The sequence below is a fragment of the Streptomyces sp. NPDC019396 genome, assembly GCF_040632375.1.
Lineage (GTDB): Bacteria > Actinomycetota > Actinomycetes > Streptomycetales > Streptomycetaceae > Streptomyces.
The window spans coordinates 202541-223138 of the sequence record NZ_JBEYBS010000011.1 but is presented as its reverse complement, the minus strand read 5'-3'; the positions used below and the strand labels follow the sequence as shown (position 1 = coordinate 223138).

12 protein-coding genes and 1 pseudogene are annotated in these 20598 nt (G+C 69.5%); 1 reads left to right on the top strand and 12 read right to left on the bottom strand.

Annotated features, from left to right (window positions below):
• Nucleotides 1-25: 25 nt before the first annotated feature.
• The 9 genes and pseudogenes from ABZ532_RS15680 to ABZ532_RS15640 form a co-directional block, all read right to left on the bottom strand.
• Nucleotides 26-1960 carry an ATP-binding cassette domain-containing protein gene (locus ABZ532_RS15680; RefSeq protein ID WP_361282909.1) on the bottom strand — a complete coding sequence of 645 codons (1935 nt, stop codon included), beginning with the start codon at nt 1958-1960 and terminating at the stop codon, nt 26-28.
• Between the two features lie 35 nt (nt 1961-1995).
• A complete protein-coding gene (locus ABZ532_RS15675; RefSeq protein WP_361282905.1) occupies nt 1996-4383 on the bottom strand; it encodes a M20/M25/M40 family metallo-hydrolase in 2388 nt (795 codons plus the stop codon).
• 15 nt (nt 4384-4398) lie between these two features.
• A complete protein-coding gene (locus tag ABZ532_RS15670; RefSeq protein ID WP_361282903.1) occupies nt 4399-6285 on the bottom strand; it encodes a hypothetical protein in 1887 nt (628 codons plus the stop codon).
• Complete coding sequence (locus ABZ532_RS15665; RefSeq protein ID WP_361282901.1) at nt 6282-10961, bottom strand: amino acid adenylation domain-containing protein; 4680 nt, start codon at nt 10959-10961, stop codon at nt 6282-6284. Before ABZ532_RS15665 ends, ABZ532_RS15670 begins: the two co-directional genes overlap by 4 nt.
• On the bottom strand, nt 10958-11185 hold the full coding sequence (locus ABZ532_RS15660) for an MbtH family NRPS accessory protein (RefSeq protein ID WP_361282899.1): 228 nt from the start codon (nt 11183-11185) through the stop codon (nt 10958-10960). The genes ABZ532_RS15665 and ABZ532_RS15660 overlap by 4 nt, the downstream gene beginning before the upstream one ends.
• Nucleotides 11182-12225, bottom strand: coding sequence for a 2,3-diaminopropionate biosynthesis protein SbnB (sbnB, locus tag ABZ532_RS15655; RefSeq protein ID WP_361282897.1), 1044 nt, complete (start codon nt 12223-12225; stop codon nt 11182-11184). The genes ABZ532_RS15660 and sbnB overlap by 4 nt, the downstream gene beginning before the upstream one ends.
• Complete coding sequence (gene sbnA / locus ABZ532_RS15650) at nt 12206-13258, bottom strand: 2,3-diaminopropionate biosynthesis protein SbnA (RefSeq protein WP_361282895.1); 1053 nt, start codon at nt 13256-13258, stop codon at nt 12206-12208. Before sbnA ends, sbnB begins: the two co-directional genes overlap by 20 nt.
• Nucleotides 13255-14655, bottom strand: a complete 1401-nt coding sequence (gene glyA / locus ABZ532_RS15645; RefSeq protein ID WP_361282893.1) for a serine hydroxymethyltransferase — start codon at nt 14653-14655, stop codon at nt 13255-13257. Before glyA ends, sbnA begins: the two co-directional genes overlap by 4 nt.
• A gap of 602 nt (nt 14656-15257) precedes the next feature.
• Nucleotides 15258-15426 (bottom strand): annotated as a pseudogene (locus tag ABZ532_RS15640) (phosphotyrosine protein phosphatase); the annotation flags it as partial.
• A gap of 141 nt (nt 15427-15567) precedes the next feature.
• Between ABZ532_RS15640 and arsM the strand changes: the two are divergent.
• Entirely contained in the window at nt 15568-16440 is an 873-nt protein-coding gene (gene arsM, locus ABZ532_RS15635) for an arsenite methyltransferase (RefSeq protein ID WP_361282891.1), read from the top strand.
• A 50-nt stretch (nt 16441-16490) separates the two neighbouring features.
• Here the strand turns inward: arsM and ABZ532_RS15630 are convergent, their stop codons facing one another.
• The 3 genes from ABZ532_RS15630 to ABZ532_RS15620 all read right to left on the bottom strand — a co-directional run bounded on the left by ABZ532_RS15630 (nt 16491) and on the right by ABZ532_RS15620 (nt 20445).
• Nucleotides 16491-18440: an amino acid transporter gene (locus tag ABZ532_RS15630; protein ID WP_361282889.1), complete on the bottom strand. Its 1950-nt coding sequence runs from the start codon at nt 18438-18440 to the stop codon at nt 16491-16493.
• Between the two features lie 513 nt (nt 18441-18953).
• The gene (locus tag ABZ532_RS15625) at nt 18954-19364 is read right to left on the bottom strand and encodes a hypothetical protein (RefSeq protein ID WP_361282887.1); all 411 of its coding nucleotides are present in this window, start codon (nt 19362-19364) and stop codon (nt 18954-18956) included.
• 166 nt (nt 19365-19530) lie between these two features.
• Nucleotides 19531-20445, bottom strand: a complete 915-nt coding sequence (locus tag ABZ532_RS15620) for an MBL fold metallo-hydrolase (protein WP_361282885.1) — start codon at nt 20443-20445, stop codon at nt 19531-19533.
• Nucleotides 20446-20598: the final 153 nt, after the last annotated feature.

Sequence of the window (20598 nt, the reverse complement as noted above, 5' to 3'; positions counted from 1 at the left end):
CGCGGAACTCCTTGCTATTCCAGGCTCAGGCAAGACGCCAACGAATCCAGCGGGCGGCTCCGGCCAGCCCGAACACGGTCATCGCGGCGAGCACCGCGATGTCCAGGGTGAATGCGGCGCCCAGGTCGCCGCTGAGGGTGTGCCGCAGTGCGTCGGCCGCGTAGGTCGGTGGCAGCAGATAGCCGAGGACCCGTAGGGGCAGTGGCAGCGAGTCCGGCGGGATGAGCACCGGAGCCGCCAGCAGCAGCACGAAGATGAGCAGATTGGTGATGACAACGATCAGCTCCATGCTGTCGATCAGCGTGCCGATGGCCAGGCCGATCGCCGACAGCGCGAGGCAGGACAGCGGCAGCACCAGCACCAGGGCAGGAGAGATCGTGAAGTCGACGTCGTACATCAGGCCGGCCGCGATCATGGGGGTGATCAGGCCGGGCATGATCAGCAGCAGCCGTGACAGCACCATGGCGGCGACGAACGACGCTTTACTGATGGGCAGTGAGGCGTAGTACACCATCATGCCGTCGTTCTTGATCACACCGATCCGCTGGGCGAGGGTCGCGATGCCCTCGGTGGCCACGGAGAAGATGGCGGCCCCGCTGACGATGTACAGCAGACTGCTGGCGTCGTTCAGCCCGCCGCCGATGCGGGACAGACCGAAGACCATCGCCACGGGCATCAGCAGCCCGAACAGCAGGCTCCAGGTCCAGGTGGTGCGGACCTCCAGCATCTGTTCCAGCCACAGGTACTTGAACCCCACGAGCAGCGTCCGCGCGCGCTCCTTGGGACGCGGTCGTGCGGGGGCGACGGCCTGGGCCTGCTCCTTTGCGGCGGCGGACGAGGTGGCCCCGGACTCCGCTGCCGTGCCGACGGGCGCGGTGCCGGCCAGATGCGGTGCGGCGGGTGTCCGGTCCGACTTCGGACCCCTGTCTGTCTCCAGTGCAGCGCCCTTCGCCGGCGCGGCGCCCTCCGGTGCGGACTGACCGGCGAGCTGCTCCTTGCCGTCCAGGCTCAGATAGACGTCCTCCAGCGTGGGACGGGTGAGCCGGAAGTCGTCCACCCGGCCCATGCCCAGGTCGCCCGTCACGACCTTGACCAGATCGGGCGTGGCCTCCGGGTCCGAGTGGATGAGGTACGTGCCCTCCCGGCTGCCCGGCACGACCGAACCGACCATCTCGAGCCGGTCCAGCTCGTGGGGCCGCAGCGACTCGCCGTCCTTGACGAACAGCTCCATGCGGACCTTGTCGCCCATCCGCTCCTTGAGCTCCCCGGGGGTGCCGAGCGCCGTGATACGCCCGCCATGCATCACGGCCACCCGGTGGACGGCCTTCTCGGCCTCCAGCACGTTGTGGGTGACGAGCACCACGGTGGTGCCATCGGAGGCGCTGCGTCTGGCGACCATGTCCCAGATGAGCCGGCGGTTGTGCGGATCGAGCTCGTTGGTCGGCTCGTCCAGGATGAGCAACTTGGTCCGGCCCATCAGCGCCATACCGAAGTTGACCAGCCGCATCATCCCGCCGCTGAGCTGGTTGACGTAGCGGTCGGCGACGTCGCCGAGGCCCAGTTCCTCGATCAGTTCAGCGGTCTGGCGGCGGGCCTCCGGCTCCGACTGGCCGCGCAGGCGCCCCGTGTAGTGCAGCGCCCGGCGCACCTCGACCAGGCGCATGGACAGGCCGGTCTGCGGCAGGAAGCCGGTCATGGCCTTCACCGATTCCGGATCGGCCACCACGTCGATGCCCTCGACCCGGATGGAGCCGGATGTGGGCCGGACCAGCCCCAGCATCTGGGAGACGAGCGTCGTCTTGCCCGCGCCGTTGGCGCCGAGCAGTCCGAAGACCTCGCCGCGGGCGATGGAGAAGGTGACGTCGTCGTTGGCCCGTACCAGGCCGCCGTTCTTCCCGGACTGGTACGTGCGCGTCAGGTTGCGGACCTCGATCGCGGTGGCCCCGTCGTTGCGTGGCATGTCCCCTCGATGGCTGTGGCTGTTGTTCCGGTCGGTCAGAGCGTGGTGATCGTGCGTACGACCGCGGAATCGTCCGGCGCGAAGCCGAAGGACACCGGTACGGTCCCTGCCGGGCGTGGTCCCACCAGTGCGGACACCTCGGCCGGCAGCCCGATGGTGTAGTCGGCCGCGTCGACCGGCAGCTTGCTGCCGGCCCTGGTCTCGCAGTCGAACCCGACGCCGGAGGCATCGCTGCCGGTGAAGTGGAAGACCACGCCCTCGGCGCCTTCCCCCTGCTTGTCGAGCGCGGGGCCGTCCATGCGTACGCCGGCGATGGTGCAGGCCTTCAGCGGTTCACGAGGCAGCCGGATCTGGAGCCGCCACGCCTGCCGCTGCGAGACCACGGTGAACCGCACCCGCCGTGTGCCACCGGTGGTGGTGTCGCTCACCGCCGTCACCCGTGGTGCCGGCAGGACCAGCTCCCGGGCCTTGGCGCGCAGCACCGGCTCGTCGCCGCGCTGCGGGTAGTAGTCGGCCGCCGACCCCCTGCCGGGGTTCGGCCCGAGCACCTTGCGGGTCCAGGCATCCGGCTCGGGGTCGCCGCTGATCCATGTCGTCGTGCCGTCCGACAGGTCCCGTACATACACCAGGGCGTCGGGACGCGGGTGTTCGGCGTCGAAACCGGAGCGCAGCAGCCCGGTCCCGACCAGCGCCAGGGCCAGGACGGCCGCCACCGCGGCGACCAGCCCGGGCCGTGCGATCCGTGACAGCAGCGGCAGCAGCAGCACCCCGCCGATCGTCGCCACCGCCATGGCCACGGCGGCGAGCGGGATGCCCAGAGCGATCAGCAGGCTGTCCACCAGCGGGGCGAACAGCACGGCTGCCACGGACGGCGCTGCCGCCGCCAAGAGCGCCCCTGCCCACACCGGCCGTTGCGCCTTCTCGTCCCGGCAGACCCACCACAGGGCAGGCAGTCCGGCGAGCAACGGCCACTGGAAGAGGTAACTCACACCCGGCAGTGTCAGCACCGAGACGAGCAACAGCACCGCCCCGATGAGCAGCGCCCCGCACACCGGCTCCGCCGGCCGCCGCCCACGCGTCAGACGCGCGGCCAGCATCAGCAGCGCGGCGGCCAGCAGCAGGAACCCGGCCGAGAAGAGACCGCGCTCGTACGGCTCCGACAGCGGCAGCGCCGCGAGTCCGGGCCGCAGCGCGGCGGCGGCGAGCCACAGCCCCAGCGTGCCCAGCGCCGCCGCGACCACGGCGGCGAAGCCGGTCCCGGCCGAGGCCAGCACCCCGGCGATCCGCAGCGCCGAGCGGCGCACACCCCACCAGGCCAGCGCCACCAGAGCGAGCACCGTGCAGGCGGCGAGAGGCAGCGCCCAGCCGGACGGGTAGCGCACCAGCACCCGGGAGAACAGATCGAAGTACACGGCGTCCTCGTCGCCGCGCAGCGAGCGCAGATCCCCGTCCCCGAGGCCCTTGACGAGCCCGAGCATGGACTCGCCGTGGTGCTGGACGCTTTCGTCGCTGAGCCGCTCCAGGTCGTCCCTGGGGGAGTGGTAGTCGTGGAAGCCGTGCAGGAAGGCGGCGTTGAGACCGACGGCTCCCGCGTCCCGGAAGACGGTGAAGTCGCTGCCGTTCGGCATCCGCTTGTAGACCTCGTACGCCAGCGAGTTGGCCACCGGACGGCTGCTGCCACCGGCGAACGCGTCGACGAGCGGTGTGTTCCCGGTGTTGGTCTCGAACATCATCACCGGGCCGCCGCTGCCGCGCGCCTCCCAGTTGAGCACCGCCCCGTAGCCGTCGACGCCGTACTCCTGGACGAACTTCTCCGCGCCCAACGCGCCGAGCTCCTCACCGTCCGTGAAGAGGAACACCACGTCGTTGCGGACGCCGCCCGACTCCCTCAGGGCCCGCATCGTCTCCAGCATCGCCGCCACCGCGGCACCGTCGTCGGCTGCCCCGGGCCCTGTGGGGACCGAGTCGTAGTGGGCGACCAGCAGCAGCGCCTTCCCACCGCTGGTGCCCGGCTCGCTGCCGGGCACCCGGGCGATGACGTTGTGCACCTTCGCAGCGGGGAACGGATTGCCCCAGTCGGGACGTACGACGTCGCCCGACTGCACGGTCACCGCGGCCCCCAGGGACCGGGCCGTCCTGACCAGGTACTCGCGTACGCGGGCGTTGTCCGGCGTGCCCGTCGGGTGCGGGCGCTGGGCGATCTGCTCCAGGTGCGCGGTCGCCCGGGCGGCGGAGAACTCCACCGCCGGAGCGTCGCTACCGCGCGCCGGCGGCGGAGCGAACGCGAGCACGGCCAGCACACCGAGCAGCGCCGGCACCGCCAGGGCGATCACGGTCACCACCCCGCGTGCGGCCCGGCGCGGCGCGGCGGATCCGGCCTCGCCCCCGGTACGGAGCTCTGCCGCCTCGTCCGTGGTGCTCACCGACATCACCGCGCCCTAGGCCGTCCGCCAGAACGGCACGATGTTCTCGATCTTCTCGATCATGCCGTGGCAGTAGTTCGCGTTGTGGTCGAGGGTCTGGGCCGCCATGTACGGGTACTGGAGCCGCTTGTGGTCGACGGTGAAGACGGCACCGGTGGGCGGCGCCGGGTCGAGGCGCGTGGCCATGGCCAGCGCCTCGTGCCAGGCCGCCTCCAGTTCGACGGTGTACGTACGGCCCGCGCGAGCGACGACCTTGAGGGTCTCGAAGGGGTGGTCGTGCTCTTCCATGGGCGTGGTGCTGTAGACATAGGGCCGGTTGACGAGGTCGATCTCGAACAGTCCACGCGCGGTCTCGTCGGACCACCACGGCTGCGCACGTGCGAACTCCCGCAGATGACGGGTGAACAGCACGCGATGCTCATGGAGCACGGTGTGGATGAACAGCCCGTAGTTGCCGACGTCGTAGTAGAGCGCGTCGCGGATGGACCGCTCGACGTACTCGACGATCGGGTCGTCCTCGGGCAGCGAGCGCCAGTAGTCGACGAAGGCGGAGAAGAGCTCGGGGTAGGTCAGAATGCCCTTGCCCGTCAGGTACTTGCTGGTGGCGCGCAGGCTGCGGGTGTTGTGCACGGCGTGGACCGCGTAGAAGTACCGCATGCCCTCGACGAACTCGTCGCCGTTCACCTGCTCGGTGGCGATCACGATCTGGGCCTCGGCGACGCCGCCGCCGGCCGGCCTGGTGACCAGGCCGAGCTTCTCGCGGTTGTGGTAGATCGGCGTGTTGTTCAGCAGCAGGTGCGAGTACGAGATGATCGTGTGCGCGTCCTTCTCGCAGAGTGTGCCGATGCCCGTCTTGAAGGTCTCCAGCGTCTCCCCGGGGAGCGGCCAGATCAGCTCGATGAACGAACTCAGTCCCCGGTCGCGCAGATCGTCCTGGACCGAACCGAATGCGTCCAGCTTGATGTTGTCCCGCCGGATGATCTTCAGGCTCTCCGGTTCCAGCGTCTGCATCGACACCGGCTGCGAGGTGACGAGTCCGGCCTCCTGGAAGATGCCGGTGATCTTCGTGACGGCGTGCGGCTTGTTCTTCGCCGAGGAGAAGTACACGACGTTGGGAAGGTGGTTCTGCCTCGCCAGCCCCGCTATGTGCTCCGAGAACTCGACGTCGCGGGCGAGCATGCCCCAGTTGGCGTCGGCGATGTACAGGAACAGCGTGCCGTTGCGCGACATCCAGGTCAGTTCGTCACGCACCCGCTCCTCGTCGAAGCGGTACACGCGGTCGTTGGTCGCCGCGCCCCAGAAGCAGAAGCCGCAGTGGTAGGGGCAGCCGCGATTGGTCTCGATGATGCTGATGCTGTACTCGGGCGCGATCATCCCGGACAGGAAGGGCGAGGGAATGGTGTCCAGGTCCTTGATCCGGGCCCGGTCACCGGTGTTGACCAGCTCGCCGTCCCGGTAGACGCTCAGCCCCTCGACCTTGGTGAGGTCGGGGTGTGGCTCGGTGAGCTCGCGCAGGTACTCGGTGAAGGAGGCCTCGCCCTCGCCGTTGCACAGCGACAGCTTCTCGTCATGCGGGTCGAGGTACCTCAGGCCGTGATGCATCACCTGCGGCCCGCCCAGCATGATGTCGGCCTGCGGCCTCGCCTCCCGCAGCAACTTCACCAGCGGACGCACCAGCCCGATGTTCCACACGTACGTGGAGAACGCGAAGACGTCGGAGTCCTTGGCGAGCAGGTCCCGGGCGATGGAGTCGAGCGGTGTCTTGATGCTCGTCGTGTACTTGTCGAACCGGTACTCCTTGGAGACCACCGGATCCGTCGACGCGTACGCCTCCAGGTAGCCGGAGACCAGCGGGGTGATCCTCTCGAACACCGAGAGCTCCACCGTGGTCACTGTCTTCATGAGTCTCCCCTGTACTCGGTCGTGCTGCTGCTGGTCCCACCGTGGTCCTCGAGCCCCTCCAGGGGGCCGTCGGCACCGGACCGGACGGCCTCCAGCGCGGCTACGAGCCGCGGCCCCAGCTCCCGGGAGTCCCCCGGCACCACCCGGTCGGCGGCGAAGGTCAGCGCCAGGGCGTTCTGAGCCCCGCGCAGAATGTCGACCCTGACCGGGAACTCGGTCTGGGCCAGGCCGAGATCTCCCGCGATCAGCGGGTGCTCGACCGTGTCCGGCAACGCGGCCGCTTTCAGCGATTCGTCGACCGGGTAGTTGTCGAATACCAGGACGGTCGCGAGGTCGCGGCCACCTGTCATCTCTCCCAGCTCCAGCACACCGTGCTCCTCGGCGGCCGCCCGCTCCAGCTGGAGCCGCAGCGCCGCGGCCACGGCCGTTTCGCCGGACCTGGGCGCGAACCGCACCGGCATGGTGCTGATGAAGGGTCCGACAGCCGACTCGGCGCCCGGCAGGGCGGGCCGGCCCGAGGCGGTGATACCGAACACCACGTCCTCGTGGCCGGTGCGCTCGGCCAGCACCACCGCCCAGGCGAGCTGCACCAGCGTCGCGAAAGTGACGCCGTGCTTCCGGCCCAGGGCGTCGAGCCCGTCCAGCAGATCCGCCGGCAGCTCCGTCAGCAGCCGAAGCGGCCGCGTGGTCGCGCCGTCGGCCCGCCCGGCCGGCTCGTTGCCCGTACCCGCCTCCGGCACGGTGTCCTGAGCCCAGGGACCGGGGCAGTCGCGCAGATAGCCGGCCCAGAAGTCGGCAGCGGCGTCCCGGTCCTGTCCGTCGAGCCACTCCACGTGCCGCTCGAACGGCATCGGCGCGGGCAGTTCGGGCCGCTCGCCGGTCGCGAACGCCAGGTACGCGGCGAGCAGGTCCCTGCGCAGCTGCATGCAGGACCAGCCGTCCAGCAGGCTGTAGTGGTGCAGTTGAACCACGAGCTGCACCTCGTCGCTCAGCAGGTAGCGCTGAAGCCGCACCAGCGGCGCCTTGAGGAGGTCGAAGCCCGCTGCCCGCAGCTCCTCGAGCTCGGCGACGACCACCCGCTCCTGCTCCCCGGGATCCATACCCCGCAGGTCGCGCGTGTGCAGCGGCAGATCCACCCGGTCGGCGACGACCGGACGGGGCCTGCCCGACGCGGCGTCCTCGTAGGAGGTGCGCAGGACGGCGTGACGGTCGAACAGCCACTCCCAGGCGTCGTGGAACGCCTGCTCGTCGAGGTCGCCGGGCAGCGGGAACGCCGACTGGATCACATACAGACCGGGCTGCGGGCGCCGGCCCGCGACGGACAGCATGTGCCGCTGGATTGGCGCGAGGCCGTCCCCCTCGGCGGACAAGGTGCCGGCACCCCGGGGACCCTCGGCCGCGGCGCGGTCGACCGCCGCCGCCAGTTCGCCGACGGTCTGGTGCTCGAAGACCATGCGGGGGGTGAGCTCAAGACCCGCGGCCCGAGCACGGGTCACCATGCGGATGCAGGCCACCGAGTCGCCGCCCAGCGCGAAGAAGCCGTCGTCGGCCGTGACGGTCTCCCGCCCCAGCAGTTCGCGCCACACACCGGCGAGCGTCACCTCGGTCGGTGTCGAAGGGGCCCGGCCCGGTCCGGCCGCCTCTGCCGCACCGGCGTCGGTGCCCGGCAGCGGGAGCCTGCCCCGGTCGACCTTGCCGTTCGGCGTGAGCGGGATCCGCTCCAGGACGACGAGCGCCGACGGCACCATGTACGCCGGGAGGGCGGCCCGCAGCCGCTCGCGCAGCGCGGCGGGGTCCGGCTCCTGCGGATCCTCCCCGGCCACCACATAGCCCACGAGGGTGCGCCGCCCGTCGATCTCGGGGGCCGCGACCACGGCCTGCGCGATCTCGGGCTGCGCCCGCAGCGCCGCCTCCACCTCGCCGAGCTCGACACGGTTGCCGGCGATCTTGACCTGGAAGTCGATACGGCCGAGCAGCTCCAGCACACCGTCCTGCCGGTACCGGGCCAGATCGCCCGTGCGGTACATACGGTCGCCCGGCACCCCGCTGAAGGGGTTGGGACGGAAGCGGTCCGCCGTCTGGGCCCCGGCGTCCAGGTAGCCCCAGGCCAGTCCCGCGCCGCCGAGATACAGCTCACCGGCCACGCCCGGCGGGACGAGATGGCCCTCGGGGTCCACGACATAGGCGAGCTGATTGGCCATCGGCCGGCCGTAGGGGATGCTGCGCCAGGCCGGGTCCACCTGGTCGACCTCGAAGATCGTGGAGTCCATGGACACTTCGGTGGCCCCGCCCAGGCTGATCACCCGGGCCCCGGGGGCCAGAGCCCGCAGGTTGTCCGGCATGGTCACCGGGATCCAGTCACCACCGAGGAGTACCACGCGCAGCGCGGGGAGTTCGGCGATACCGAGGTCTTCGGCCGCGTCCATGAGCAGGCCCAGCAGGGCGGGCACCGAATGCCAGAGGGTGACCCCGTGGGCGCGCATCAGGTCCAGCCAGTGACCGGGATCGCGCTCACGCACCGGATCGGGCAGCACCATGGTGCCCCCGGCCAGCAGGGTGCCGATCACGTCGTAGGCCGTCATGTCGAAGCCCAGCGAGGACACCGACAGCACGGCGTCGCCGGGACCGACCGAGAAGCGGTGGTTGAAATCGGTGAAGTTGTTGACCCGGCCGCGCTGGTCGAGCACCACGGCCTTGGGGCGGCCGGTGGAGCCCGAGGTGAAGATGACGTAGCACAGGTCGTCGGGCGCGGCCGTGACCGCCGGCGGCTCGTCGGACAGCGCCGCCAGCCGTTCCGCCAGGTCCTCGAGCACGAGCACCGGCGCGTCGGTCTCCGGCACCCGGCCGGCCACCGAGCGGCTGGTGATCACCGCGCGGGCACCCGAGTCGCCCAGCATCAGTGCGAGCCGCTCGGCCGGGTGCGAGGTGTCCAGCGGCAGGTAGGCGGCACCCGACTTGAGCACCGCCAGCACGGACAGCGGCAGGTCGGTGGTCCGCTCGACCGCGATACCGATCACCGCTCCGGGGCCCGCGCCGTACTCCGTGAGCAGTCGTGCCAGCCGGTTGGAGCGCCGGTCCAGCTCGGCGTAGGTCAGGGTCGTCCCGGATCCCGTCCGAACGGCGGGCGCCTCGGGGCGGGCGGCCACACGCTCGGCGAACAGGTCGACGACGGTGCGGTCCGCCGGGTAGTCGGCGTGCGTGGCGTTCCAGTCGTGGGCGGCGCGGTGCCGGGCGGCCTCGTCGAGGACGGGCAGCGCCGAGACGGCTGCCCCGGGGGCGTCGATCATCGCCCTGATGGTGTGTTCGAGCTGCCCGAGCAGTGCGTCGACGCGTTCCGGGGTGAAGATGTCGGCGTCGTACTCGCAGCTGACGTCGATGCCGTCGGGACCGTCGAGGAGCGACAGGTCCAGGTCGAACTTGGCGGTGCCGTTGTGCAGGTCGAACCGCTCCACGGCGAGGCCGGGCAGACCGCCGTCGATGCCGGGGACCTGCTGGTGGACGAACATCACCTGGAAGAGCGGATTGCGGGCCAGGGTGCGCTCCGGCTGACGCAGCGCGACGACCTTCTCGAACGGCACGTCCTGGTGGTCATAGGAGGCCGCCACGTCATCGCGGACCTGGTGCAGGGCTTCGCCGACCGTGGTCGACCCGGACGGACGGACCCGCAGTACCAGGGTGTTGGCGAAGCAGCCGATGAGCCGCTCCGTGTGCGCGGTGGGCCGGTTCGAGGCGGGGGTGCCGATGAGGAAGTCCTGCTTGCCCGTCTGACGGCGCAGCACCAGGCCCAGCGCCGTGAGCGCGGTCATGAACGGTGTGACACCGTGGTCGCCGGAGAAGGCGTGCATACGGGCCGCCAGCTCGCGCGGGATGCGCCGCCGCCGGCGACCGCCGGTGTGCGTGGGCCGGGCGGGACGTGGCCGGTCGGTGGGGAGATCCATATTGGTCTCCACCCCCTCCAGCCAGGTGTCCCAGAACTCCAGACCGCGCGCGAGGCGCGCGCCCTCGTCCGTGGAGCGCTGCCAGCCGGCGTAGTCGGCGTACTGGATGGGCGGTTCGGGAAGTGCGGTGACGGGGTCGGCGTCGGCGCACAACGCCGTGTAGAGAGCGGAGAACTCGCGGAACAGCAGCTGCGTGGACGCCCCGTCCGTGGCGATGTGGTGGACGACGATGACCAGGACGTGGTCCTTGTCCGCCAGCCGGATCAGCTCGGCGCGCAGCGGGAGACGGGCCGTCAGGTCGAAGGGCCGGGCAGACACCTCGGCAGCCAGCCGCCGCGCCGCGTCCTCGCGCTCCTCTTCGGGAAGCGCGGACAGGTCCGTCTGACCGAGGTCCAGCTCGCGGTGGTCGCCGAGCACCGTCGCCGGCTCGTCGTCCTCGATCGCGTACCGCGTGCGGAGGATCTCATGACGGCGTACGACCTCGCGCAGTGCCGCCTCGGCCCGGTCTGCCCGGAGAGCGCCGCGCAGGCGCAGCGCCATGGGGACGTTGTACTGGCCGCTGTCCGGGTCCTGCTGCCACAGGAAGAGGAACTGCCACTGCGCGTACGAGAGCGGGCGGGGTCCCTCGCCCCGGGGGATCTCGGGGCGGGCTGCCGCGCGGCGTTCGGTGAGCAGCTTGGCCAGCAGGGCCTGCCGCTCGGGCGACAGGCCGGCCAGCCTCTGGTCGAGAGAGGTCACGGTGCCCTTCCCTCGAGTCGTTCACGGACCGACTTGGGTGTCAGATCGGTCCACACCTCACCGATGTGCTCCAGGCAAGCCTCGCGTGTGCCGGTGAAGCCGGTTTCCGTCCAGCCCGCAGGCAGGGCGCGATCGGCGAACCAGATGGAGTGCTGCTCCTCGTGGTTCACCACGACCTTGTAGCGGAGCGTGTCGTCGCTGGTGGAGCTGGTGGAGTTCGTCATGCCTGCCTCACTGCCTCGCCGAAGAAGTCGGGGATGTCATGGCCGTCGCCCCCGGCGGCCGCCCGGTCGTGGACCCACTTGCCGACGGCCAGGTCCAGCACGCCGAGACCGAAGGGCGAGAAGATCACCGGCCGGTCCCGGTCGACGGTCACGTCGCCGTTCAGGACGCCGGCGATGGTGCCGTCGATGAAGTCGCGGTTGCCGGTGGCCTTCTCCGCAAGGTGCAGCGAGGTGTTCTCGCGTACGGCGTGGTCGACGTCGTCCGTGATGTTCTGCGCGGCCAGCACCATCTCGGGGGAGAGGTCCCGCAGCGACAGATGGAGCACCACCGGCGCGTGGGCGAGCAACCGGGGGTCGTGGATGTGCGGTTCGCCCGCCACGGTGGTCAGCACCACCACGTCGCAGCCGGTGAACGCGTCGCGCACATCGTCGGTGACCACGACGTCCTCGGCCCCCTGCTCCGTGAGCATCCGGCCGAACCGCTCGGCGTGCGTCCGGTCCCGGTCGAACAGCCGGAAGCCGCCGATCTTCCAGTCCAGGTCCCGCAGGAACTTCCAGACATGCCCGGCGATCAGTCCGGTGCCGATCACCCCGATCCGCTGCGCGCTGCGGCCGCCGCTCAACGCCTCCGCGCCGAGCACGGCGGATGCCGCCGTCCGTGTCGCCGACACGATGGAGGACTCCATGCACACGAACGGGTAGCCGGTCCCGGTGTCGTTGAGCACCAGGGTGGCCGAGGCACGGGGAATGCCGCGTGTCGCGGGGTTCTCCGGGAAGCTGGCGATCCACTTGATGCCCGCGACCTCGAACTCGCCTCCCAGGTACGCAGGCAGCGAGATGATCCGGGACGTGGGGCGGTGCGGGAACCGCAGGAACGCGCTGTGGGGGTTGGAGCTGTCGCCGCTCTCGTGGGTGAGGTAGCCCCGGCGGACGACCTCCAGGCATGCGGGACGGTTGCCCTCGATGTGCTTGAGGACATCGGCACCGGTCAGGGTGCGCAGGGACGGCAGCGTCGGCAGATCAGGGGACGAGCCCGTCATGACTTTCCTTTCGGCCCTCCTGGCGGTCGCGGTGCTCGGCCCGGTGCAGCACGACCGGCCGTGCACCGACCGCCTCGTCGCCGAGTTGCTCCTTGACCCAGGTGGGGTTGTAGATCGTGTGGGCGTAGCTCGCGCCGCGGTCGGCGCACAGGAAGGTCACCGTCGGCCGCCTGCCGGCCGGGCGACTCGCGTCGAAGTAGCCGCGGATGGCGGCGTAGACACTGCCGGTAGAACCCCCCGCGTACAGGCCATGGCGCCGGAAGAGCTCGTGACAGCCCTCCACCGCCTGCCGCTCGGGCACGATGACAACGTCGTCGATCCGGGCGCGACCGCACAGCTCCGGCACGATGCTGGAGCCGAGGCCGGGGATGCGGCGAGCGCTCGGCTCACGGCCGAAGATGGCCGAGCCGGCCGCGTCGACGGCGACGACCGTGATCTTGGGGAAGTGTTCCTTGAGCCGTCGGGACACTCCCGCGATCGTGCCGCCGGTGCTCACGCCCACGAACACGTAGTCGATGGTCCGGAAAGCCGCGCACAGCTCCCCGCCGGTCATCCGGTAGTGGGCCTCCAGCGCATCGGCGTTGGAGTACTGGTCGGGCCAGTACGCCGGGGACAGCTCATCCACCAGCTCCCGTACCCGGGCCAGCCGGGTACGGAGATAGCCTCCGGCCCCGTCCGGTTGCTCGACCTTCACCACCCGCTCGCAGATGGTGCGCAGATACGCCTCCGTCGGCGCGTTGCAGTTCGGGTCGATCACCGGCACGAACGGGATGCCGAGCATCTGGCAGAACGACGCCATGGAGATCGCGAAGTTCCCCGACGAGGACTCCACGACGGTGGTGCCCTCCGTGATGTCACCGCGCTCGATGGCCCGCTTGAGGATCCAGTACGCGGACCGGTCCTTGGCGCTGCCGTTCGGGTTGGCGAACTCCAGCTTGGCGTACAGGTTCACCGTGTCGTCCGCGAGCGGGACGACCGGCGTCTGACCGAAGCCGGCGCTGAGCATGTCGAGTCTGGTGAGCAGGGCACTCACTCTTCGAACTCCCAGCGGTCGACAGGGATGTAGCGCGGGATGGGGAACTGCGTGGTCAGCTTGCGGACTTCGGTGCGCACCGACTGACGGGTGAATCCCTCCAACTCGTAGTCGCGGTCGCCGAGCGGACGAACGGCACGCAGCACCGTGTCGATCAGCCGGGCACACTGCCGCATCTCGGTGGGTCCGAAGCCGCGTTGCGCGATGGAGTTGGTGCCGATGCGCACGCCACTGGTCACGGCGGAAGGGCGTGGATCACCGGGGATGTGGTTCTTGTTGACGACGATGCCGACGTCCTCGAGGGCACGCTCGACCACCAGTCCGCTCAGCGGTGTGCCGATGAAGTCCAGCAGGACGATGTGGTTGTCGGTGCCACCGGTGATGACCTTGTATCCGAGCCCGGCCAGTGCGTCGGCGAGCAGTGCGGCGTTGTCGGCGATACGGCCGGCCGTCGCCCGGTACCCGTCGGTCTGCACCATGTCGAGCATGCGGGCCTTGGCGGCGATCGCGGGAAGGATCGGCGCGCCCTGGAAGTAGGGGAAGACGGCTCTGCGCAGCCGCTGGGCCAGCGATTGGCCGCTGTCGCCAATGCGGGTGTCGGCATCCCGCCCGGACATGATGAGCGCGCCGCGGGGGCCGCCGAGCTGCTTGTGGGTGCATGTCGTGGTGATGTGCGCGTGGTCGATCGGGCTGGGATGCAGCCCCGCGACGACAAGCCCGGCGATGTGCGAGATGTCGGCCAGAAGCAAGGACCCCGCCTCGTCGGCTATCTCGCGGAAGCGGGCGAAGTCAATGGTCCTTGGATAAGCAGTGGCCCCGCAGATGATCAATTTCGGGCGGTGTTCCAGCGCCAGTTCACGTGCCTGCTCGTAGTCGATACGCCCTTGCGCGTTCACGCCGTAATTGACGGAGCGGAAGTAGCTGCCGGAGTAGGCGACCGGATATCCGTGTGTGAGGTGCCCGCCCTGGTCGAGCTTCATTCCCAGAATGACATCGCCAGGGTTCAGCAGGGCGGAGAGCACCGCGTAGTTCGCGGTGGTGGCGGAATGCGCCTGGACGTTCACGTACTTCGCCTTGAACGCCGAAAGGGAGCGGTCGATCGCTAATTGCTCGATGGGATCGATCTCGCGGCATCCCGCGTGATACCGGGCGCCCGGATATCCTTCCGCCGTCACGTTCATCGCCACCGAAGCCATGCAGGCCAGGACGGACGGGTCGACGACGCTGGACGAGGCCACCATCATCAACGTGGCGTCCTGGCGCTGGTGTTCGGCGGTCAGTGCCCGGTGCAGCAGTGGATCGTCCTGAGCCAGGGCGTCCGCGCCGCCACGAAGGAACGAGCCCAGAGGCGAACGCGCCCGGTCGGCCTGATCGGCACTGTCTAACTGGAATACCATGAAGTAGCAGCGCTCCCCTGTGCGACTACATTTCGAATTCCCGATTCGCGGGAGCACAGTGTGATGTTCCTCGTTACACGATTCAACGGATCGCAAAATAGAGACGCATAGCGAACCGGATCACTCACTGAGCCCCCGAAAAACTGCCCCGTGCCGCAGTCGACGCGTTCCCCCCGCGCCGTAATCGGCAAGTTCCCCTCGCGGGGTGGTCTGTCCACCCCCGCCACGAGTACAGTCCCACAGAAGAACCGGTCACGTCCAGAAGATCTTTGCCAGAACCTGAAAAAAGCTTGGCAAGCCTGATGTGTACATGTCGCGGGAGGGGGAGGGTTCTTGATGATGTGTCATAACGCCCTGGCGGACGGCCGGGACGCGGCGGCGGGGCCGTCTGGATCCACGACTGCCGGCACATCACCCAGGTGTGCGGCTTCCCGGGATTGAGTACGCCCGGATGTGCCGGATCCGGGCGCGTGCGGCTCCGCGTGCCGCCACTGGGACGATGACCCCGTCCGGTGGGCCCGTCAGAGCCACCGGGCCCGGCTGAGGGCCGGGCGGTCGGTCACCCCGTGCCGCCGGAGCGGTGTGGACCCGGTCGGGGGTCGTCAGGTGGCGTCCCGCTGTCCGAGCTCGGTGAGCAGGCCGCGGACACGCCGCTCGAATTTCGTGCCGGATCGGCCGTACCGCGCCCTGGCCGGCAGGGTCGTCGAGCCGCCAGTCGAGGTACCGCTTGCCGGGGAAGTCCGGGCAGGTGTCCCCGCAGCCCATGGTGAGTCCTGGTCGATCACCTCTAGCTCTCGTTTCGATATTCATCTATATTGACGTTTTTCGATCCCAGGTGCAAGCTTGCATCAAAGGGCATCGATACAGGCTGTTCCGGTGGCCGTGGCGTGCCCCGATACCTGGGAGTGAGTCATGAATGAGCAGACCACCGACCTGCGTGAGACGGTCCGCCGGCGGTACGCGGCAGCGGCCATGAAGGTCACCGAGGGCGCCACCGCCTGCTGCGGACCCGAGCCGGTCGAGATCGACGAGAACTTCGGCTCCACCCTGTACAAAGCGGATGAGCGCGCCGCACTGCCCGCGGAAGCAGTCGCCGCCTCGCTCGGCTGCGGCAACCCCACCGCTGTCGCCGAACTCCGCGCGGGTGAGCGGGTCCTCGACCTCGGCTCCGGCGGAGGCATCGACGTCCTGCTCTCCGCCCGCCGCGTCGGACCGACCGGCAGGGCGTACGGGCTGGACATGACCGACGAGATGCTCCAGCTGGCCCTGGCCAATGCCGAGAAGGCGGGGGCGACGAACGTGGAGTTCCTCAAGGGCACGATCGAAGCCATCCCACTGCCTGCCGGCACGGTCGACGTCGTCATCTCCAACTGCGTCATCAACCTGTCCACGGACAAGCCGGCCGTGTTCGCCGAGACCTTCCGGGTCCTCAGGCCCGGCGGCCGGATCGGTGTCTCGGACGTCGTCGCCGACGACTCGCTCTCGGTCGAAGAGCGCGCCGAGCGCGGCGACTTCGTCGGTTGCATCGCCGGCGCGCTCTCGCTGGCCGAGTACCGCCACGGCCTCGAAGCCGCCGGCTTCGCGGACGTCGAGATCACCGTGACCCATCCCGTCGCCGACGGTATGCACTCCGCCGTCGTCCGCGCGACCAAGCCACCGGCCATCGAGACGGTGGACACATGCTGTGGTGTCAACGCCTGCTGCACCTCTCACGAGAACCCTGCGGGCCCCGCCCTCACCGCCACCGAGGCCAAGACGGCTTCAGGCTGCGCCTGCCAGGGCTGACGGCCCGCAAGCTCTGCCGGAACCACCGACGTCAACCCGGGCTGTTTGCTTCAGCCGACGTGTACACGGGGCCGGTTCGCCCGGTTGGGTTCGGCGACGCGCAGGACCTCGCGAGTGACGGGGGCTACCTCGCCCTGTCCGAAGAGGAAGAACCGGAAGAAGTTGGCGAACGGTGTTCCCTCGGTCCATTCGAAGTAGATGTGCGGGCGTCGGCCGGTGGCGTCGCGTACGTGGAGGAGGAACGCGGCCAGGGCGTTGGGGATCGATGAGCTCTCGAGTGTGAGGACACGGTAGCGGCCGTGCATGACTTCGCCGCGTACGTTCAGGCCGGCCTCGAACTCCGAGGGGTCGCGCACGGTGACCTCCACGAAGACGAGGTCGTCCTCGGGCGGGATGTCGTTGTCGGCACGAATCTGGCGGATCTTGTCCCGGTATTCGGCGGCGTCGCGCTGGTCGGGCTCGTTTGCGATGAAGCGGGCGGTGCGATGGGAGATGTCGCGGACGAAGCGTTCGGCCATCGGGTCCAAGGTCACCCCGGTGACGCGGAGTTCGAAGGCGCGGGCGAGCCTGGAGACCAGGGAGAGCATGATGATGCCGACGATGAAGCATGCGCCGATCTTGACGCCGTCGGGCCGCTCGACGATGTTGAGGGCGGTTGTGTACAGGAAGACGGCCGAGATGACGCCGAAGGCGATCGTCCAGTTCCGCTGTCCGGCCCGATGGGCGGCAATGGTCACCGCGATGGCCGCGGAGCAGATCAGTACGAGTACACCGGTGGCGTAGGCACCGCCCTGGGCGTCGACGTCGGCGTTGAAGATCCAGGTGACGAGGAACGCCACGAGGATGAAGACGATCACCATGGGCCGCACGGCCCGTGCCCAGTGCGGGGCCATTCCGTAACGGGGGAGGTACTGGGGCATCAGGTTGAGAAGTCCGGCCATGGCGGAGGCGCCGGCGAACCAGAGAATGGCGATGGTGGCGATGTCGTAGACGGTGCCGAAGGCGCTGCCGAGGTACTCGTGGGCCAGGTAGGCGAGAGCACGGCCGTTGGCTTCGCCGCCGGGTTGGAACTCCTTGGCGGGGATGAGGAGGGTGGTGATGAAGCTGGTGGTGATCAGGAACACGCTCATGATCAGTGCGGCGCTGGTGAGCAGCTTCTTGGTGCCGCGGATACGGCCGACGGGCTTCGCCGGGCTGTCGCTGGGTTCGCCCTCGACGTGCGGCATGACCGCGACGCCGGTTTCGAAACCGGACAGCCCGAGAGCCAGCTTCGGGAAGACGATCAGCGCCACGCCGATCATGGCCAGAGCGTTTCCGTGCGAGGCCGTGAGCGCGGTGGACCAGTCGGTGATGACATGTGGCTCGGTGGCGAGGTGCCACAGGCCGGTGACCACGATGACAACGTTCAGGACCAGGTACACGCCGACCAGCGCGACAGCGACGCCGATTGCCTCGAGGAAGCCCTTGAGGAACACCGCACCGAGCAGGGCGATGAGCAGCAGGGTGACGATCAGCTGCTGGCCGTGGAGCCAGTGGGGCACCTGGGGGTTCTCGATCAGGTGGATCGAGGAGTCCGCCGCCGACAGGGTGATGGTGATCAGGAAGTCGGTGGCGGCGAAGCCGAGCAGGGTCAGAACGAAGAGTTTGCCCTTCCAGAACGACAGCAGTCGTTCCAGCATGGCGATTGAGCCCTGGCCGTGCGGGCTCTCCTCCGCCACCCGCCGGTACACCGGCAGTGCGCCGGCGAGGGTGACGAGGACCAGCACGATGGTCGCCACTGGTGACAGCAGACCGGCCGCGAGTGCTGCGATGCCCGGCTGGTAACCCAGAGTGGAGAAGTAGTCGACGCCGGTCAGACACATGACCCGCCACCATCTCTGCCCCTTGTGAGCGAGATCCGGTTCAGCGCGCACCCCTTTCTGGTGCCTGGCCATGTCTGACAGGCCCTCCAGCATCCAGGCGCGGAACCGGCTGGTTCGGGCCTGTACGGGTGCGGCCATCTGTGCTCCTGCCCTACGGCGAACGATCCGGCTTGTGTCCTTCAGGCCGGTTCGATCAGCGTAGGCAGAAAGAAATCACCTGGCTCACCTGCTCTCATGCGCCTTGACCAGCCGGAACCAGGGTCTGTACGCATCAGGTCCGGACTGTCAGGGGCTCTCTGAGCTGGGCAAATGTACGCATGGCGCAAGATGGGGGAGTCCCGGTGCGGTCCCTGTCGCGTCCGGCGAGACGCGTGATCCGGGCGTTTCGGTCTGTGTTAAGAGAGCGTCAGGATTTGGCGAGGGGCAGGCGGACCCGGCATTCAGAGACGCGCGGGGATGCCTCCGTCCACCTGCCGGTCCACCGTCGGCCGGGCCGGAAGGTGGTCAGCGCGCGACCCGTGCTCGACACGGGCACCCTGCTCTCCCACAAGCAGGTATCCGCGTCGCCGATCGCGGAGCCGACCAGCCTGCTCGCGCCTGTGGACAGCCGGCGCACGCTCACGCCTCGCGGGGACATCGATCAGATGCCCTCTAGAGATACGTCATCGCCGTGAGCGCGGCGATGGCGGCGAGAGGCGTGAGTACCGCGAACCGTGCGCCCGGGCGGTTGCCGGTGTCCACGAAGGCGGCGATGAGCAGGAAGAGAGCTGCCGGGAGGAACCAGAGCATGAGGAACATGGCCAAGAGCACCGACCATGCCATCAGTCCCGCCCCCACGACGTAGCAGGCTCGGGCACACGCCTTCGGATGGTCGCGCATCACGAGCGGGATGGCGGCCATGCCCCCGGTCGCCGCGTACCACCAGACCAGTTCACGTCCGGACCGGGTGTCCAGTTCGAGTACGAGCCACATCCCGAGAGCCGCCGCGGTCACCGCCGCCACCACTGCCCCACCCACGGCCCACTTCCACTGCAGCGCCGCAACCCTCTGACTGGCGACCATTGCGGACCTCCTTCGAACGCGTTAATTGAACATGTTCAAGATATCTCACCGGCTCGCTCTCGCGCTCGGTGGCGCCTCGGATTGGGGAGCAGTGCCGGGCAGGCGGGGTGGGCGCGGAAGCATCGCAGGGGGTGCGCGTGGGCTCGGCGCCTGCCGACCGCTGTGGTCACGGCGAGAGGCGCGGGACGGCGGGGACGGGTGAGAGCCGGTATGCCTCCCCGTGGGTGATGACGCGCCCGGCGGTGGGCGGTGGGAAGTGGGTGCCCAGAACGAGGGAACCCGTGTCGGCGAGCCTGCCGAGCAGCTCGCGCCGGGTCGCCTCGGCCTGTGCGGGATCGATGTCGACGCAGCTGCCGATGGCTGGGTGCGCGAACTGGACGGGGTGGTGGATGCAGTCGCCCGTGATCAGGGCTGACTCGCCCCCGCTGCTGATCTGCACGGAGATGTGGCCGGGGGTGTGTCCGGGCGTGGGGAGCAGGCGCAGTCCTGGGGCCACGTCGACGCCGTGGTCCGGCGCGTCGACGAGGTCGAGCAGTCCCGCGTCTTCGACGGGGAGCACCGAGTCGCTGAACATCTGCGTGCGCGCCTCGTCCATCTCGTGCCCGGCCCAGAACTCCCGCTCGGTGCGGGAGGTGAGATAGCGGGCGTTGGGGAAGGTGGGGACCCATTCGCCGTCGACCTGGCGGGTGTTCCAGCCGACGTGGTCGGTGTGCAGGTGGGTGAGGAGGACCAGGTCGACGGAGTCCGGGGGGAAGCCGGCTGCGGTGAGGCGCTCGAGGTAGTCGGTCTGCATGTTGTGCCAGGCGGGGTTGGCGCGTGTCTTGCCGTTGCCGATCCCGGTGTCGACGAGTACGCGAAGCCCGCCCGCTTCGAGAGCGAAGGTCTGGCTGTGGATGCGCAGGACGCCCTCGTGGTCGGCGAAGTCGGGGCGGAGCCAGTCGTGTGCCGCCACCACGTCGGTGGTCGCGCCCGGCAGCAGCCAGGGTCCGGTCTGCGGCGGCAGGGCGGTCTCGTCGATGCGGTGAACGGCGATGTCGCCCGTGGCCCAGGAGAAGGAGGAGCTGGGCGGTGCTGTCTGCATGGGCTGTTTCCTTCGTGTCGTCACGTGGTGGGGCCGATTGCGGCGTGAGGCGATGCCCTGGGCCGTGCCGCGTCGAGTGCTGTCAGCGCCGCGAGGGCGAGGAGCGTGGCCGTCGCTCCGGCGCGGGCGTGGGAGGGCAAGCGGGTCGACTGG